The organism is Streptomyces sp. NPDC030183 (assembly GCF_055573455.1).
Window position 1 is genome coordinate 214,517 of sequence record NZ_JBVIBK010000010.1, and the last position, 16,155, is coordinate 230,671.

A 16,155-nucleotide genomic window follows, 5' to 3' on the forward strand; every position below is an offset into this window, starting at 1 on the left:
CTCCTCAGGTTCGGGCAACTCGCGGGACGGCTGCACGTAGCCGGTCCATGCAAGCGGCGGCCAGCAGGTCGAGATCGGACTCGGTGGCGCATGACTGCCGCAGCACGGGCAGCCCGGTCGCCTCGGACCACGCGGTGGCTGCCGCCTCGTACAGCTCGGCGAGCCGGGCCGCGGTCGGCAGGTCCTCGCCGAAGCGGCGCGGGGTGGACCGGCGGGACAGCCGTGTGCGGCAGAGCTCGGGTGGGGTCGTCAGCAGCACGGTCAGCTCGGCCCTGGCTGCCGCCACATCGGCCAACTCCCGCACACAGTCGGCGACAGGCCGATCGTGTAGGACGGCGAGCAGACACGCCGTCGACAGGGTGAGCCTGTCGGCGATCAGCGGCCCGACGGACCTGGCGGGGACGAGATTGTGGCGGGCATGGAGCTCAAGATCTCGGCGAACGGCCGCCACCGCTTGGTCGCTGTCCTGTGCCGGTCGGCCGGCACGCAGCCCGATGATGGTCCGGGTCGCCTCCAAGGACAGCCACGAGAACTGGCCGACATGGCCGACCTGGATGCCCTCGGCCGCAACCAAGCGCAGGAGCCGGTCACGCAACGTGCTCTTCCCCGATCCGGCGATGCCTTCCAGGGCGAGTAACACGAGGCTCACTCCTCGGGCTTCTCGGCGATCAGCCAGCTGATGAACTTCGAGACCCGGCCACGGGTCACCGGCTCGGTGCCGTGGGTGAGCTGGGAGCCGTAGAGCAGCGCGGTGCCCGGCGCGGGGTGCACCTTCCACCGGGTCCGAGGCATTGCCGTGAACCAGTCGGCGGAGAGGTCCGATCCGTCGTGGGCCAGCCACATGCCGTCCGCGTAGCCGTCCGTTCGGCCCTCCAGGCGGGCGTTCCACAGGTGGTCGCTGGAGCAGCTCTCGACGTAGAACGCGCCGCCGGCCTCCGCCTCGCTGATCACCACGCTGATTCCGGCGATCTGCCGCGGCCAGGCCAGTGGGTCGGGGGCGATGCCGTCGACGTGGCCTGTGATGTGCTGGCCGGGGCCGTATTCGACGTACGTCCAAGGACGGCAGGTGGTGATCGACGGCATGACACGCGACAGGGCCGGGCGGGCGCGGTCGAAGGCGTGCTGCAGCAGCTTCTCCGCCTCGCCGGGTATTCGTGGAACCTCCACCCGCCCGGCCGGCTCGTACACGGCCATTGCCTGCTCGGGGGAGTGGCCGGGGATTTCGTGGATCGAGGTCGTCCGCCCCGCGTCGAAGTGGGCAGGCCCCTCGTCTGCGAGGAAGCCGCTCATCACGGTGGCGAGTCGGGCTCGCTCGTCGTCGTCGAGGAACCCCTCGACGCTGCCGACCGTGACGGTCTCGGCTATGTGGATCACGTGCCGCTCCTCCTCGTGTCGAGCACACGGCGGACGTCGTCCAGGCCGGTGCAGTGGTTGAGCCAACTGGCCACGGGCTGGTGGGTGGTCACGGTCGGATCGGCCCACAGGGCCAGGAGCTCGCCGGTCAGCGGAAGCTGCTCCGGGCCGGGCAGTGCCTCCCGCATGGCCAGGACCTCGTCGGACCCAAGCAGCGCGGGGCACGGGGCGTCGTGCTGGGCGGCGAAAACCCGCCCGAGTCTGACGGTCGCCGCATCTCCGCAGACGCGCAGGAGCGCTTCCGTGGCGTCTTCCTTCCGGTATCCATGGCACTCGGTCTGAGCCCATCCGGCTGCCACGGCCGCAGCCGCCGACGCGATGGAGCAGGTGGCGCAGCACGCCCCGGCGGCGTCGGGACAAGGACGGTGGTGATCCGGGAGTGTGGCGGCGACGTCACCGAGCGCGGCCCAGGCCGAGTCGGGCAGCAGTTCGTCGACGGTGCGGCGGATTCCGAGTGCCGGGACGCCGTGGTTGCAGCACGCCGGACCTGGCTCGGGCGGCGGACCCGGCCGGAGTGCGGGTTCGATGATCAGGGCGTGGAAGTACACGATCCGCCCCAGTAGCTGGTGAACGGTCTGAGTGTCCGCGGCGCTGATCACGCCATCACCCCCTCGGCAGCATCTGCGGCGGTCTGCGGTACCGGGCACGGGCATTCGGCCTGTGGCGTGGGGCGCTCGTTGCGCAAGGCTTCCGCGATGACCGCGGTGGCCGTGTCCACGGCGTCGAAGTACGCTGCCCAGTCGTGGCCGGGAGTCGGCAGCAGTGTCAGGTCCAACACGGGCGTTGTCCGGCCCGTGGTCTCGCACTCCAGTTCGGACCGTCCGAGGGTCACACTCACCGTGGTCGGCAGGGAAACGGCGGCTACGGTGAGTGCCCGGCACAAGGCGGCGGCCGTTGCGGCGTACTCGGCCGGGGTGCGCGGGAGGATGCCGATCCGGCGCTCGGCGGGCCGCAGTTCCAAGCCGGCGTAGGGGTGCCCTTGGCAGCTGTCGTACGTGACAAGCTGCCAGTCCCTGGTGATGGCGTCGACCAAGGGCCGGATCCCGGGCTCGATCGCCTCGTGCCACTGGGGATGTGCCGGGTCCAGGTCGTCGGCCTCGTGGACTCCGGGCAGGCCGACGGTGTTGATGTTGCCGTGCGCGCTGGTGAGGACGCGTACAGGCGACCTGAACGAATCGGCCTGGTTCCAGCGGGCGAGGAAGGCGCCGACGTCACGCATGCTGTTCGGTGTGCGTGGACGCGAGCGCGCTGTGCGGCACCAGACACCTGTCGTGTGCCCGGGTTGGGCGAGGAGCGCGGCGATACCGTCGATCAACCGTATCCGGTAGTCGCAGTAGGCGTCCTGATCCCCTGCCAGGTCGTAGCGCCACCGCGTGGCGATACAGCCGCCGCCGCACGTCGACCGGTAGTCGCAGGTGACGCACTTCTCCATCAAGGCCTTGCCCTGGTTCAGCAGGTTCGAGCCTTGCTGAGCCTTGACGACATCGGATTCGACAGGGTTCTCGTCGAGGAGCGTGAGCCGGGCCTGCGGCCACGGAAGTTCGTCGCAACTGCCGAGCCGGCCATCGGGGTACAGAGTGAAGACGTGGTCGCACTTCATGTCGGAGAAGTGGCAGAAGCCGGAGCCCAGCCCGCGCAGCCGCCGGATGGCCGAGACGGCCGGTTCCAACTTCACACGGCCGAAGCGACCGGTGCTGATCCAATGGGAGGTCGCGGCGAGTACGAACTCCACGTACTCGTGGGGCCTGATGGCCCAGCCAGGACCGTCGGCGTCGCCCACGGCAGCCTGCTGGAGGATGCGGCTCGCCGGCACGCGGCGGCCCGTGACAGCGGTCGGACGCCGGACAGCGGTGTCGAAGCAGGGAACGAAGCTGACCGCGTTCACGGCCTTGAAGTCCGTGAGGTGGTCGAGGACGTCCTCGGCGCGGCCGAGCACGGCGGGAGTCACCGCCGCGATCACGCCCACCTTCCGCCCACGACTGCCCAGCAGCCGCAGGGCGTCGGCGACGCGCGGGTAGACGGGTCTGCTGTCGTAGCCGACTCGCCAGGCGTTGCCCCGGGCGTCGCCGTCCAGGGAGATGCCGATCTGCAGGCGGGGGTACAGCGCGTCAAAGAGGTCCAGCCACTGCTCGTCCAGCAGCACGCCGTTGGTCTGGAGTGAGACGCGGACGACGTTGGGCAGTGCGGCCAGTTCTCGCAGGATGTCGGCGATGTGGTCGCGGCCGGCGGTCAGCGGTTCCCCGCCGTGTAGTTCGACCGCGAGGGGGCGCCCCCGGAAGAGCTCGGCGAGCCGGTGCACCTGACCGGCGTCGATTCGGGCTCCTCCCGGGGCTTCCTTGCGCTTCTCGTAGCAGTACAGACAGTCGATGTCGCAGGTGTCACCGCGTAACTTCAAGATCACCGATACGGCGCTGGCAGTGTCCTCGGTGTCGAGTCCTCGGTACAGCTGGGCGATCGGGTCGTGCTGTTCGGGGGTGTGGCGCATCGGCTGCCTCCTGGGTGGCCGAGACCGGAAGGGGATCAGTCGGACAGGCGTCCCAACAGGGCGCCTTGGCCGGACTGGAGGATGTGGGCGGCCTCCAGCGGGACCCAGAAGCACTCGAAGTGCGTGGGCTCCTGCTCGCCGTCGTGGTCCTCCTGGCTGGCCCACCGCTCCGGGGTCGGCTCGGTGAGTTCCAGGTGGAAGACGTGACGGCGCTGGATCTCGAACCGGTACGGACTGATGTCGTACTCGGTCTCGCCGAGTTTGCGTACGATCTTGAAGTCCTTGAGGCCGGTCTCCTCGCGGGCCTCGCGCAGGGCCGCCGACTCCGGGGTCTCACCCTCACGGATACTGCCGGCCGGAACCTGGATGCCGACTTCCTCGTAGCTGTAGTTGGTGTGACGGAACACCAACAGCTTGCCGTCGCGTACGACGTAGCAGAGAACCTTGTCCTTGGTGACCTTCTCGGGCACGGGAACACCCCTCTTCAACTCGTTGGAACCGGGCGCGAACGGTGGCAACGCCCGAGGTCATGGCGCACGGACTCGTAGACCACCTTGTGGCGGGCATCCGGTACCTGGCGCGCGACCCTGAGTCTAGATCTTGTGACTGGACGTCACGGCACTCCTGAAACCGGTCGAACTCGTATGCGGCTGATGGGAGTTGGTGCGCGACCTGACCGCCCCTGGGCGATGGCCTTGTAAAAGAGCCTGCCAGCTGTTTGGTGCTCTCAGCGGACAGGCTGTCCGTAGGAACTCTTGGTGAACTCGGCTTCTGTAGAATGGAGTTGTGGTAAAGGTGCCGGGCTTTCCGTTGCCGCCGCGCCGCCCGGGCGAGGCAGCGCCCGTGGCGTGGTCTACTGGCCATCGGGGGTGCGGAGGTGGCGTGTCGAGCGACCCGTTGAGGTTCGCGGTTCGGCAGTCTTGAAGGTCGTCGCGGGTCAACGTGGCGCGGACAGTTTGTCCATAGGCACTTCTCTGTGGGCTCTTGACGACAGGGCTGCAACGACTTCCAAATGTTGGCCTGTTTGTGGGGTGATGCCCCTGTTTGGCCAGAATCCAAAGCCTTTGCTGGAAGCTTGAAGGTGGCACCAGCAGGCTTCGCCCGCCGATCGGGGCGCTTCCGGCTCTGTTAACACTTGGCGACCACGGTCGCGGTCCAGGGCCTTTTCCGTACCCTGACCTGAGTGCTCCATCGCGAAGGGACAGAGCCACCGATGAGTGAAAACCTGACGCTGGGAGACCGTCTCCGTATCGCTCGTAGGACGCGGAAACTGTCTGCCGCCCAACTGGCACAGAAGGTCGCCGTTTCCCCGAGCTACGTGCAGAAGCTGGAGTCGGGCGCACGCAAGGCCTCACCCTCGCTGGTGCTGGCTCTCGCCAAGGCGCTGCGCTTCGGCCCCGAGGTCCTGACCGGCCAGCCGTACTACGGTGAGCCGGAGGCGGAGGACGGCGTCCACGCCGTCATACCCGAGCTCCGCCGCCTCCTGCTCTGCTACGACAGCCCCGACGATCTGGAGATCGCTCCGCGGGCGCTCCCCGTGCTCGCTTCGGAGGTGGACCAGGTGGCGGCCCTGCGGCGCGACGCCCGTTACGCTCCGATGGGCCCCCTGCTTCCGCCGATCATCACCGAACTGACGCACGTGGCCCTCGGCGGTGACAACGGCGACCGGGCCAAGGCGTTCTGGCACCTGGCCCGGGCCTATCGCGCCGTGAACTCGCTGGCCCACAAGATGGGGCACCACGACCTGTCGAACACGGCGCTGGAGCGCGTCCGTTGGGCGGCCGACCATTCCGGTGACCCGCTGATGCAGTTCACCGCCGGTTACCTGGTCGCGGGAGCGATGCTGCGACAGGGCGCGTACTCGCCGGCGCGCCGCAGGCTTCTCGGGCTGCGGACCGAGTTGGAGCGGTTCCAGCCCGAACACTCCTTCACGCAGGATGCGCTCGCGGTCGACGGTGCGCTGCTGCTGAAACTGGCTGTTCTCGAAGCCCGCGAGAACAACTCCGATCGCGCCGACGACTACCTCCGGGAGGCGGAGCAGGTCGCGAGCATGGCGGGCAACCGGGACTCCCTGGCGTACGAGATGTCGTTCGGCCCGACGAACATCCGCATCCACGAGGTGCACGCGATGATCGACACGGGTGACACCGAGCAGGCCCTCGCCCGTCTCGGCGAGTGGTCTCCGGTCTCCGGCGGAGAGTGGGCGCCGCCCAGCACGACCGTCGGTGAGCGGTCGAGCCACCACTTCATCGACGTGGCCTCCGCGAAGCTCGCGGAGAACGACCGGGACGGTGCCTTCGCGGACCTCAAGCGCGCACGGAAGGTCGCACCCAACCACACACGGTTCCACCCGTCCGTTCGCGAGACCACCGCCGCGCTGCTCAGGATGGACTCGCACCCCTCCAACGAGCTTTGCACGTTCGGCAGTTGGACGGGCATCAGCACAACCTGAGCTTCTGTCAAGGATCTCAACGAACGGACCCCACGGACAGACTGTCCGCGCAGGGCACCTTGCTGAATGGAATGGTCTCTTCACACGCAGTGGTGAGGAGGCCTTTTCCATGTCCGACGACAGTCCCGCGGCTCGTGCGAACCCGCCGCGCTGGATGCCCATCGGCGAGGAGCCCGAGCTGTGCTCGGCGGGGGAGTGGTGGGATGCCGTACGCGCCGTGGAGGCCGTGGGCCGACGCGCGATCGAGATCCTCGGCGAGGGTGGCGAGCCGGTCGGCCCGGTGATCCTGGACCACGGGGGTCCGGAGCCCCGGCTGTACTTCCTGGTTCCGGTGGGCACCGCGGCCCGCTGGGAGGAGCCGGGGACCGTTGCGCTGGGGCAGAAGTGCCACGTCGTCGTGCCGTCCGCCGAGAGCACGACGCCTCCGGGGATGCACTGGCACGTCTTTCCCAAGGCCCCGCGATCGCTGACCCGGGCCGATGCTCTGCGCCGCGCGCTGAGCCAGGCACGCAGGGAGCGGCAGGGGTCTGCGGAGGAAGCGGCCTCCTGATGGCTCTGAGCATCTCGTTCGTGCTGTTGCTCGGCATCGTCGTGGTCGTTCTGATCCGCAGCAAGTCCGTGAATCCTGGACCCGCGATCGTCTGCGCGCTCTTCGGGTTCTTCCTGTCGAGCACCTCTGTGGCTCCGAGCATCGACCGGTTCATGACCAGCATCGCGGACATGATCGGCCAGGTTCGCTTCTAGGCAGCCCGACTCGGTCCCCGACCCGGTCACTGCTTCGCTTCCCAGCGGCGATGCACCCACCCACTTCGCGGCCCCACCCCCAACTTGCCTGAGGCCCCCGATGACATTGACGTTCAACCCAGAGCGCACGACGCCGCCTCGCACAGTTCGAACACGCCGGACGAGCGGCCTCGAACTCGCGTTTCGCCACAGTCCCGTTCACGGCGGGGGACTCTGATGCGCCTCGTGTATCACCCCGCCGGCCACGACGACGACCTGGGCGTGGCCCTGGTTGAGTTGCAGGCCGGCCGCTGGAGAACGGCACGGCAACTGCTGCTGGCCACGGCCACGCATTGGGCACTGCGAACGTCACGCACCCAGCTGCTGGCGGTGGCTGCCGCCCGGTCGGATGTGGTGGGCGTGTGGCTCGACGAAGAGCCTGGCAGCTACGACGCGCAGTTGATGGGTGCCCGCGTGGCCGTCGAGCGGGCGCTGCGCGCGCACAGGCAACAGCATCCGCAGACGATGGAGTTCGAGATCAGGGCTCGGCGTGATGCGCTGCTGGCGGCTCGTCGCGCGCCGCATGATCCCGTGCCGTGGGTGTGCCTCCTGGCTCTGGCGCAGATCGACACTCGGCAGCTGCGCCAGGAACACCGGGTGAACCCCGGAGAGCCGATGATGCCCAGCGGTCCGTGGGGGCTGTTGTACGAGGTCAACCGGCGTGACCCGTTCAATCGGGAGGCCTACCACCGGGTGCTGCAGTTCATGCTCTCCCTGGATGGTCCGCCGGGTGCCTCCCTGGCCGCGGTCGTCGACTTCGGTCGGGCCGTCGCCTCGCAGCGGCCCGTCGGATCGGCACTGCTGCTTCTGCCCGCGTACGCGCAGGTCGAGCTCCGACGGCGATCGCGCGTCGATCCGCTGTGGCGGCGACAGTGGGCGCAGGAGTCGACGCTCGACTACACGCTGACCGCCTTCCGAGACTGGTTCCACAAAACGCACGGAGAGCAGCGCTCAGTGGCTGACCTGAGCCTTCTTGCCTACGCGTTGTGGGCCGGCCACCAGTATCTGGAAGCCGCCGAGGTGTTCGAGGCGATGGGCCCGTACGCGGCCCGCGAGCCGTGGGCGTCGGTGCATGACGGGGCCGTAGGGCCAGACCCGGGTGAGGCGCTGCTTCTTCGAGCACGCGCCGAGTCCCTGGCCTACGCCCGTACCCGCAGGCCACGCGCCGGGGTGCACCCGTAACCAGAATCAGCTGCCCATGAAGTCCCATTGGCATGAACCTGTCCATTTGTTTCTCTCTGAGCCTGGAGGCTGACCTGTGTCCCGCTTGAGTCCGAACCCCCGTGCGTCGTCCCGGAAGTCCGATGACGCATACCTGCGGGAGCTCGGCTACGAGCCCGTGCTGACCCGACGCATGGGGCCGTTCGGAAACTTCGCGATCTCCTTCAGCGTCATCAGCGTCCTGTCCGGCTGTATGACCCTGTACGGCTTCGGCCTGAACACCGGCGGCCCGTCGGTGATGCTGTGGGGCTGGCTCGTCGTCGGTGCCATGGTGATGTTCATCGGCGCTGCCCTCGCCGAGGTGACCTCCGCCTATCCGACCTCCGGGGCCCTGTACTACCAGGCGGAGCAGCTCGGCGGACGGAAGTGGGGCTGGTACACGGGCTGGCTTAATCTGTTGGGCCTGCTCGGGGCGATCGCCGGCATCGACTACGGGGCCGCGCTGTTCACGGGTGCCCTGTTCAACCTGCAGTGGGGATTCGAGCCGACGCCGGGCAAGATCATGGTGATCTTCCTGTGCATCCTCGCCCTGCACCTCGCCCTGAACCTCTTCGGGGTCCGGCTGGTCAGCATCCTCAACAGCATCAGCGTCTGGTGGCACCTCGGCGGCGTCACGGTGATCGTCGGCGCTCTGGCGATCGTCCCCTCCCATCACCAGTCCTCGGACTTCGTGTTCGGCGAGTTCGTCAACAACACCGGCTGGAGCCCCCTCTACGCGGCGGTGCTCGGTCTGCTGCTGGCCCAGTACACGTTCTGCGGATACGACGCCTCCGCGCACCTGTCGGAGGAGACGACCGACGCGCAGGTGTCCGCGTCCCGCGGGATCATCCACGCGATCGGCTGGTCGTGGCTGGCAGGGTTCGTCCTGCTCGCCGGGCTCACGTTCGCGATTCAGGACTACGCGGGCACCGTGGCCACGGCGACGGGGGTGCCTCCGGCGCAGATCTTCCTGGATGCCCTGGGCCTGGCGGGGGCGAAGGCACTCCTCCTGATCGTGATCATCGCGCAGTTGTGTTGTGGCAACGCCGAGACCGCCGCGGCCAGCCGGATGGTGTTCGCGTTCTCCCGTGACGGGGCGCTGCCGGGCTCGCACCTGTGGCGCCAGGTCGACCGCCGCACCGGCACTCCGCGCATGGCCGTGCTGCTGGCAGTAGTGTGCGCAGCCGTGCTGGCCCTGCCGAGCCTGTACAGCCCGGTCGCGTACGCGGCGATCACCAGCATCAACGTGGTCGGTATCACTCCGGCGTACGCGATCCCGATCTACCTGCGCGTCAAGAACCGGGACCGCTTCCGGCCCGGCCCATGGAACCTCGGCAGCTGGGGCGTGGCCGTCGGCACGATCGCCGTTGTCTGGGTGGTGTTCGTGACGGCGCTGTTCTGTCTGCCGCACACCCGCCCCGCCGGCGGCGGCCTGGTGTCCGTGGAGACCTTCAACTACGCGCCGGTCGCTCTGCTCGTCGTCCTCGCGCTGGCATGGGCGTGGTGGCGGAAGCAGGGCAGCTCGTACGAGGTGCCGGCCCAGAACTTCGACCGCTCGGCGGCCACGTACGAAGACGAGGTCGTCTGATGACGAGGACCACGAGCGGCAACGGCACCGTGGCACGCATGACTGCCGCGTCCGTCCCCGAGCAGCGCGGGCGCTCCGAGAAGGCGTTCTCCCTGTCCGACCTGCGGAACCTCGTCAAGGCGGGCGCCATCGACACGGTGCTGCTCGCCGTCCCCGATCTACAGGGGAGACTGAAGGGGAAGCGTTACGACGCGGACCATTTCCTCAAGCGCGTCGCGCATCACCGCGCCGAGGTGTGCGCCTACGTCCTGGCCACCGACATCGACATGAGTCCGGCGGACGGCTTCGCTCTCACCTCATGGGAGACCGGCTACCAGGACCTGTCCGTGCAACCGGCCCTGTCGACTCTGAGCGTCGTGCCGTGGCTGCCGCGCACCGTCGTCGTACTCGGCGATGCCGTCCACCACGGCGGAACGCCGATCGACATCGCGCCCCGCCAGATCCTCCACCAGCAGCTGACACGGCTGTCGCGGCACGGTTCGCACCCCAAGGCGGGGATCGAGACCGAGTTCGTCCTCTACAAGGGCACGTACGAGGACGCGGAACAGGCCAACTATCAAGGCCTGCGGCCGTTGACGACGGAGAACCTGGACTACGCCCTCGACCACGACCCCGTGTCCGACCGGTTCCTGCGCCGTCTTCAGCGGGCGCTCGCCGGCGCGGGGATGCCCGTGGAAGCGATCAAGACCGAGGCCGGCCCCGGCCAGGTCGAGGTGACCTTCCCTTACGGAGACGCCCTCACCGCCTGCGACCGGCATCTGCTGTTCAAACACGCGGTACGCACCCTGGGCGCCCGCACCGGACTGGCGCCCACGTTCATGGCGGCCCCGGAGACGGGGCGGGCCAACGGCCTGCACCTGCACGTCTCGCTGTGGTCGAACGGTCTCAGTCAACTCCAAGCTCCCGACAACGAATACGAGCTGTCCCAGACGGGACGGCACGCGATCGCGGGGCTGCTCGCGGCGTTGCCGGAACTGGGCCCGTTCTATGCCCCGAACGTCAACTCCTACAAACGGTTCACGCCCGGATCGTTCGCGCCGACCACGCTGCACTGGGGCCACGACAACCGTACGTGCGCTGTCCGCGTCGTCGGCCACGGAAAGGGCCTCCATCTGGAAATCCGCGTACCGGGGGCGGATGCCAACCCGTACCTGGCCCTGTCCGCAGTACTGGCGGCCATGGATCACGGCATCCAGCAGCGGCTCGCCATCAGTCCTGAAACGGCAGGCAACGCATACAGCGGGGGTGGCACGCCTGTGCCGCCCACCCTCGCTGACGCGCTGGCCACGTTCCGGAGCAGTGTCCTGGCCCAGGAGGCCTTCGGCGCCGAGGTGGTCCAGCACTACGCCCATCTCGCCCAGATGGAAGTCGACCATGCCCAGCGCCAGGTAACCGATATCGAACGGCAGCGATGGCTCTCGCGAGCCTGACCTGCAACGTCTTGGCGAGGGAGGACTGCCCCCAGTGTTCCCCGGCCGCGGGGGGGGAGGTGGATGACCGGTACGAAGTCCTGGTACAGGTCCAGGTGGTCGAGGACCTAGCCTTGGGCGTGGTTGCGAAGCGGGCCTTGTCCATGGGCAGGCCGTCGATGTCGACGGGGCCCTTGAGGTCGCCGAGCTCCCAGATCGCGTCCGTCAGCTACACGGTCCTGTAGAGGGCTCCTCGCTCCGTGGGTAGGGGCGGGTGATGGCGCCGGCCTGGTCGAGGGCGTCGCCGCGGCCAAGGAGGGGCTGTGCGGGCTGCTCGTCGGTGGGCTCCGACAGGACGGTGGCGCGTACGGCGCGCCGTCCGGTCTGGTCGACGCCGTTGGCGGTCTGAGGCCGGATCCAGTCGAGGTGGTACGTGATGCGGCGCAGTCGGGCGGGCAGGTGGCGCTTCTTCTCCTCGGCGACTTCCCACGCGAAGTGGATCCGGTCGGGGAAGTCGGAGCCGTCGGAGTCTTCGTCGAGGACGGGGAAGTAGAAGCCGGAGTCGAAGGTCTTGATGCAGATGCGCTGCTTGTCAGCGTCCCAGTAGAGGAGGATGACGCCGTCGCCGAGCCCGACGGCTTTCCGTTTGACCTGGAGGAGCCGCATGGGGAGGAGTCCCTCGTCGGCCCACTTCCGCAGCAGGGTCTGCACGCGTTCTGCGGTCGCGGCCTCAGCGGAGGCCGTCTCGGTTGCCTGTTCGGCGTCGGGGACGGTGATGGTCTGCTCGTCGCCGAGGACGTGAGAGGTGATCGTGTCGACGAACATGCTGGGGTCGCCGAACTCGCGCTCCTCGCGGGCGTTGTCGCCGTCGAGGAACGCGGACAGCTCGGCTACCTGGTTGTTGTCGTAGGCGGTGAGGAGCTTGTACGCGGACAGGCGGTGGTCGTCGGCGGCCGGTACCCAGGTGGCGTGGACTTCGGGGAACGCGCGGCGGTTGGGCATGCCGAGGGTGTCGGAGTACAGGGGCTTGTAGTTCAGCCAGGACCGGGCGTCGATGACGGCGTCCTTGGCGCTGGAGAAGAGGCCCACAGCAGTCCCCCGCTGATCCAGGCCCCGCGCCTATCGATCGGGGTACGGGCGTGGGTCTCGGGTGTTCCCTCGGCGCGGATCGGATCGCACTCTCAGCGGGGGGCGCCCGAGGAGCGGTCGAGCGCCGATCGCGCCCTTTAGGTGGTGCTTTGCCAGCCTATGGAATGTGGCACACGTCCCACGTACGTCCAACTTTCCCCACATGAACCGTGGTTGTGCTGTCCGTGGTCATAGAGTGTCCTCACGGCTCTGCGAGACCCGTCCGCCTTCCGCATCTAGATCGGGGGGAGGTCTTCCGATCTTCGAAAGAAGGGTCTCGCACGTGCTCGGAAACGAGAAGCCGTCAGACGTGGAGCTGATGATCCTGTTCGTCGCGCTCATCCAGCTGCAACTGGACTGGACGCAGTGGATCAGTTCGCTCCCCATCTGACGGCAACCGTCACCCCGGCGGTCGGCCATCCAGGTCGGCCGCCGGCCTCGTTTCCGGGCTCTCCCTTACGAGGGAGCCGGTACGCACACTGTAGGCAAGTTGGCCGTGCAGTGGTGCAGTTTCAGGACGACCAAATCAGTTCGCATGATTCCGTATGTCCGCATTCTTGAACTTTCGCTGGCCCAGAGTAACTGAATTCACAGACCCCAGAACCTGCAAACGTGCTGCTTGACCGGGTGTCCGAAGGCATGGAGGTGACATTTTCACCTCCGCCTGCGGAGGCGGTTATCGGTGTGGTGCTGCGTGCCGAGGCCCTCCAGCATGGGGTCGGCCAGTTCGGTGAGGGTCCATGCCGGGCATCCAGGTGACCAGCTGCCCCTCGAGGCGCGGGAGCTCCCCGACGTGGTGGACGAGGACCTGCGCGGCGAGCTGGGCGACGGGTTCAGCGCGGAGCTTCTTTCCCTGCTTGGCGTGCACGGGGATGATGCGCGGCATCAGCAGGCCCTGGGCTTCCCCGGACCACTCGAGGTCGCGCCATGCCTGGCGGATGATCTGCGCGGACTGGTCGCCACCGAAGTTGTCCTCGACCACGAACGCGTCTGCTTGGAGTGCGATGGCGAGGCGCAGGCTTCGTGGCCCCAGGTGTCGGCGCCCATGTTCGCGGATCGGTCGGCAAGGACGTACATGTCGCCGTCGGCGTCCCGGCTGGGACCGATGATGCCGGTCTCGTCGTGGGTGTCACCTTCGCCGCCGGCCTGGTCGACGGCGACGACGGTGCGGGTGAGGTCGATACCGCGGAACGCCATCGGGGTGATGCGGTTCTCGGTGATCCACGGTCACTTCCACACGCCGCCCTCGAGGGGGCGCGACTTCTGCTGGAAGAGGGGTACCACAGGGGTGCCCAGCGCGCGGCACGCCGACTCTTGCCATGCCGTGGGGGCATGGTGATGAGGATCTTGCGTGGGTGGCCGCGCGCGATGTGGCGGAACACCTTGGCTTGGCCCGGCGGTCCATCAGCCGCACGACGGCGTCGACGGCGCGGAAGTCGAGGGCGTAATCGACGACGTGCCCTCTTTGTCGAAGACCGGGGACGGCTCGGTGGCGCGGGGCCAGGCGGCCTTGAGGGGCGCGTCGAAACGTTCGTTCTCCTGCTGCCGGTAGATGCTGACCTCGGCGGCCTCCTCGGCGCGGTGGGCCTACGCGGGTCACGTCCTTACAGGCGGCGCTACGACTTACGACTGCAGTAGCCGAGTTCTCCGACGCGGTCGTCGTCGTACCGGACGCCTTCACGGCGGAGCTTCATCAGCTTCGCGCGGCGGACGGTCACCTCGTCCATCTTCAGTTTCGACCATGACATGGCGGTGGGGCTCCCGCTCGTGTGTGTGGTTGTTCGGCCCGCGCCTGTGACGAATGATCGCCGATCTTCGGATTTGGGTTCCCCCGGTTGGGGGTGGGGGCCATGCTGCGCGGCATGAAGTGTGTTCGTGGGGTGGGTGTGGCGGTGGCTGGCGTGCTGGCCGCGGTAGTGGTGCTGGGAGGCTGCTCGAGCGGCGGAGGGGAGCCGGAGGACGCCGGGTCTCCGTCCGCGAGTGAGACGTCGACGGTGGAGGGGACGCCGGAGGAGCCGGAGCCGAGGTATCCGTTGGGCCCGGAGGGCGCCATCGACCGGAAGGCGAACGAGGAGGGCTGGGAGGTCGACTCGATCTACGACAGCGCGTCGGAATTCGTGAACGACATGTGCGTGTCGCTGCCGGACGAGGGCGCGGGCGGGGTGTCGCGGGCTCAGTGGTTGGACGAGGGCGGCTACCTGTTGGGGGACGGTGCGGCGGTCCTGAAGTTCGGGGTGCCGAAGCTGTGCCCGAAGTGGACGAAGACGGTTAAGGCCGCGGTGTCGGGGGACTACGAGCGGGCGGTGACGGCCGGGGACTGGGAGGTCGTGCCGGATCCGGCGCCGTATGCCCCGGGGGAGGACGTGCAGCAGATGCGGCCGGGAACGTATCGGGCGGTGGGCCGGTTTGAGGACTGCTACTGGGAGCGGACATCCGAGGACGGGGGCATCATCGATAACCAGTTCGTCACGCAGGCCCGCCAGTTGACGGTGACACTGCGGGCGGGTGAGCTGTTCAGCAACGACTGCGGGGTGTTCACGCGGGTCGGCTGACGCCCTCAGGGCTGGGCGGGCTCGGTGTGGCGCGGTCCCGGTCATTACCCGGGGGATTGGGTGGTGTCCGGGACCGCAGCGCTCGGGCTCTCGAGAGGGGAGTCCGAGGGGAGTGTGTGTCGGCCCGCCCAGGACAGGTACAGCTGGGCGCGGGGACACCTGACTGAATGCCACGCCGCGTGCGGGCCGACGTGTGGCACGGTCAGCATGCAGATTCAGCATTGCGGACAGAAACTCGGCGTGAGCGGACGCGCCGTGGTCGTCCACGCCTGCTTCGGCACCGGGCAACTCCGCGCCCCGAGAAGGCCGCTTCCCCGGAGACGTTCTCGGAGACGGAGATCAAGGCATGGCGGATGGTGGTGACCGGTACGACGTCGCAGGTGTTCGCGGAGGTTGACCTTCGCCCAGGGAGACCGGGCCTGCGCCCGCTGGACCTGGAACGCCAACCACAGGGGCGACTTCCTGAGCATCGCTCCAACGGGCAAGCGCGTCTCCGTGACCGGCCTGACCCTGTTCCGCTGCGGCGAGAACGGCAAGATCGCCGAGCTCCGGTGGGAGCACGATCAGCTGGGGCTGATGCAGCGGCTGGGGCTGGACGAGTTGGAGCAGTGAAGGGGCGGTACAGCCTCGTCACGCGTTCTGCGCGATCTCCCTGGCCAGGGCTGACAGCCGGTGTGCCTCGGGCAGGGCGTCCGCCTTCGTCAGGGGGCAGCGCACCGGGTGAGCGTTGTCCCGCTGGACGTCGCGCGCGTAGGCGAAACGGCAGCCGTCCGCGGCGTCGATAGGCACGCGGAAGTCCAGGTAGCCGCGGTCGGGGCGGACGTAGCAGTACGCGCCCACCTTGCGGGGGCCGGGGACGTAGAGCTTGACGTAGCTCGTCTTGTCGGTGCCCAGCTCGGCGACGGCTCCGTGCTCGTGGACCTCCGTCTCCACGAAGGAGACGAAATGGTCGAGCTGCTGGGCGGGAGCCCGGGTACGCAGCAGGTCGAGCACGGCCGGGTCCAGCGCGGGCCCGCTGCGGTCCGCCGATTGGGCCGTGCTGCGCAGAGTGAACTCGGCGCCGTGGGCCGCGAGCGCCTCGAGCAGCGCGGGCATCTCCGCCGGCTCGGCCTCGATGGTCACTTTGATCATTGCGATTCCCCTTC

Annotated in this window: 17 protein-coding genes; 9 read left to right on the forward strand and 8 right to left on the reverse strand. The window is 68.3% G+C overall.

What is annotated here, in order from left to right:
- Positions 1-4 precede the first annotated feature (4 nt).
- The 5 genes from ACZ4Z2_RS14745 to ACZ4Z2_RS14765 are packed head-to-tail and all read right to left on the reverse strand — an operon-like array spanning position 5 to position 4,368.
- On the reverse strand, positions 5-649 hold the full coding sequence (locus ACZ4Z2_RS14745) for a nucleoside/nucleotide kinase family protein (RefSeq protein WP_468075834.1): 645 nt from the start codon (positions 647-649) through the stop codon (positions 5-7).
- Complete coding sequence (locus ACZ4Z2_RS14750; RefSeq protein WP_468075836.1) at positions 646-1,374, reverse strand: hypothetical protein; 729 nt, start codon at positions 1,372-1,374, stop codon at positions 646-648. Before ACZ4Z2_RS14750 ends, ACZ4Z2_RS14745 begins: the two co-directional genes overlap by 4 nt.
- Positions 1,371-2,012, reverse strand: a complete 642-nt coding sequence (locus tag ACZ4Z2_RS14755) for a hypothetical protein (protein WP_468075838.1) — start codon at positions 2,010-2,012, stop codon at positions 1,371-1,373. Before ACZ4Z2_RS14755 ends, ACZ4Z2_RS14750 begins: the two co-directional genes overlap by 4 nt.
- On the reverse strand, positions 2,009-3,898 hold the full coding sequence (locus ACZ4Z2_RS14760; protein ID WP_468075840.1) for a radical SAM protein: 1,890 nt from the start codon (positions 3,896-3,898) through the stop codon (positions 2,009-2,011). Before ACZ4Z2_RS14760 ends, ACZ4Z2_RS14755 begins: the two co-directional genes overlap by 4 nt.
- Before the next feature lie 35 nt (positions 3,899-3,933).
- Positions 3,934-4,368 (reverse strand): NUDIX hydrolase, encoded by a 435-nt coding sequence (locus ACZ4Z2_RS14765; RefSeq protein ID WP_468075842.1) that lies wholly within the window; start codon positions 4,366-4,368, stop codon positions 3,934-3,936.
- Positions 4,369-5,111: 743 nt separating this feature from the next.
- On the opposite strand from ACZ4Z2_RS14765, the gene ACZ4Z2_RS14770 reads away from it, so the two are divergent.
- From ACZ4Z2_RS14770 to ACZ4Z2_RS14795, 6 genes are all read left to right on the forward strand, one after another.
- A complete protein-coding gene (locus tag ACZ4Z2_RS14770; protein ID WP_468075844.1) occupies positions 5,112-6,350 on the forward strand; it encodes a helix-turn-helix domain-containing protein in 1,239 nt (412 codons plus the stop codon).
- Positions 6,351-6,459: 109 nt separating this feature from the next.
- Positions 6,460-6,900, forward strand: a complete 441-nt coding sequence (locus tag ACZ4Z2_RS14775) for a hypothetical protein (RefSeq protein WP_468075846.1) — start codon at positions 6,460-6,462, stop codon at positions 6,898-6,900.
- A complete protein-coding gene (locus ACZ4Z2_RS14780; RefSeq protein WP_468075848.1) occupies positions 6,900-7,094 on the forward strand; it encodes a hypothetical protein in 195 nt (64 codons plus the stop codon). Before ACZ4Z2_RS14775 ends, ACZ4Z2_RS14780 begins: the two co-directional genes overlap by 1 nt.
- 216 nt (positions 7,095-7,310) lie before the next feature.
- On the forward strand, positions 7,311-8,315 hold the full coding sequence (locus ACZ4Z2_RS14785; protein WP_468075850.1) for a hypothetical protein: 1,005 nt from the start codon (positions 7,311-7,313) through the stop codon (positions 8,313-8,315).
- Positions 8,316-8,487: 172 nt separating this feature from the next.
- Positions 8,488-9,921, forward strand: a complete 1,434-nt coding sequence (locus ACZ4Z2_RS14790; protein ID WP_468075852.1) for an amino acid permease — start codon at positions 8,488-8,490, stop codon at positions 9,919-9,921.
- 38 nt (positions 9,922-9,959) lie between these two features.
- Positions 9,960-11,351, forward strand: a complete 1,392-nt coding sequence (locus ACZ4Z2_RS14795) for a glutamine synthetase family protein (protein ID WP_468075853.1) — start codon at positions 9,960-9,962, stop codon at positions 11,349-11,351.
- A gap of 204 nt (positions 11,352-11,555) precedes the next feature.
- Here the strand turns inward: ACZ4Z2_RS14795 and ACZ4Z2_RS14800 are convergent, their stop codons facing one another.
- On the reverse strand, positions 11,556-12,419 hold the full coding sequence (locus ACZ4Z2_RS14800; protein WP_468075855.1) for a hypothetical protein: 864 nt from the start codon (positions 12,417-12,419) through the stop codon (positions 11,556-11,558).
- An 832-nt stretch (positions 12,420-13,251) separates the two neighbouring features.
- Here ACZ4Z2_RS14800 and ACZ4Z2_RS14805 point away from each other — a divergent pair.
- Positions 13,252-13,797, forward strand: a complete 546-nt coding sequence (locus tag ACZ4Z2_RS14805; protein ID WP_468075857.1) for a hypothetical protein — start codon at positions 13,252-13,254, stop codon at positions 13,795-13,797.
- A gap of 277 nt (positions 13,798-14,074) precedes the next feature.
- Here ACZ4Z2_RS14805 and ACZ4Z2_RS14810 read toward each other — a convergent pair whose 3' ends face one another.
- Positions 14,075-14,206 (reverse strand): hypothetical protein, encoded by a 132-nt coding sequence (locus ACZ4Z2_RS14810; protein WP_468075859.1) that lies wholly within the window; start codon positions 14,204-14,206, stop codon positions 14,075-14,077.
- A 102-nt stretch (positions 14,207-14,308) separates the two neighbouring features.
- On the opposite strand from ACZ4Z2_RS14810, the gene ACZ4Z2_RS14815 reads away from it, so the two are divergent.
- Positions 14,309-15,010: a hypothetical protein gene (locus tag ACZ4Z2_RS14815; protein ID WP_468075861.1), complete on the forward strand. Its 702-nt coding sequence runs from the start codon at positions 14,309-14,311 to the stop codon at positions 15,008-15,010.
- 393 nt (positions 15,011-15,403) lie between these two features.
- Positions 15,404-15,622: an ester cyclase gene (locus tag ACZ4Z2_RS14820; RefSeq protein ID WP_468075863.1), complete on the forward strand. Its 219-nt coding sequence runs from the start codon at positions 15,404-15,406 to the stop codon at positions 15,620-15,622.
- 18 nt (positions 15,623-15,640) lie between these two features.
- On the opposite strand, the gene ACZ4Z2_RS14825 is transcribed toward ACZ4Z2_RS14820, so the two are convergent.
- Complete coding sequence (locus tag ACZ4Z2_RS14825; protein WP_468075865.1) at positions 15,641-16,141, reverse strand: hypothetical protein; 501 nt, start codon at positions 16,139-16,141, stop codon at positions 15,641-15,643.
- Between the last annotated feature and the right edge of the window lie 14 nt (positions 16,142-16,155).

Bases quoted from the DNA above. Each gene is read 5' to 3' on its own strand.
- ACZ4Z2_RS14760 (WP_468075840.1), bottom strand. From the start codon at position 3,898: ATGCGCCACACCCCCGAACAGCACGACCCGATCGCCCAGCTGTACCGA.
- ACZ4Z2_RS14770 (WP_468075844.1), top strand. From the start codon at position 5,112: ATGAGTGAAAACCTGACGCTGGGAGACCGTCTCCGTATCGCTCGTAGG.
- ACZ4Z2_RS14775 (WP_468075846.1), top strand. From the start codon at position 6,460: ATGTCCGACGACAGTCCCGCGGCTCGTGCGAACCCGCCGCGCTGGATG.
- ACZ4Z2_RS14780 (WP_468075848.1), top strand. From the start codon at position 6,900: ATGGCTCTGAGCATCTCGTTCGTGCTGTTGCTCGGCATCGTCGTGGTC.
- ACZ4Z2_RS14785 (WP_468075850.1), top strand. From the start codon at position 7,311: ATGCGCCTCGTGTATCACCCCGCCGGCCACGACGACGACCTGGGCGTG.
- ACZ4Z2_RS14790 (WP_468075852.1), top strand. From the start codon at position 8,488: ATGGGGCCGTTCGGAAACTTCGCGATCTCCTTCAGCGTCATCAGCGTC.
- ACZ4Z2_RS14795 (WP_468075853.1), top strand. From the start codon at position 9,960: ATGACTGCCGCGTCCGTCCCCGAGCAGCGCGGGCGCTCCGAGAAGGCG.
- ACZ4Z2_RS14810 (WP_468075859.1), bottom strand. From the start codon at position 14,206: ATGTCATGGTCGAAACTGAAGATGGACGAGGTGACCGTCCGCCGCGCG.
- ACZ4Z2_RS14815 (WP_468075861.1), top strand. From the start codon at position 14,309: ATGCTGCGCGGCATGAAGTGTGTTCGTGGGGTGGGTGTGGCGGTGGCT.
- ACZ4Z2_RS14825 (WP_468075865.1), bottom strand. From the start codon at position 16,141: ATGATCAAAGTGACCATCGAGGCCGAGCCGGCGGAGATGCCCGCGCTG.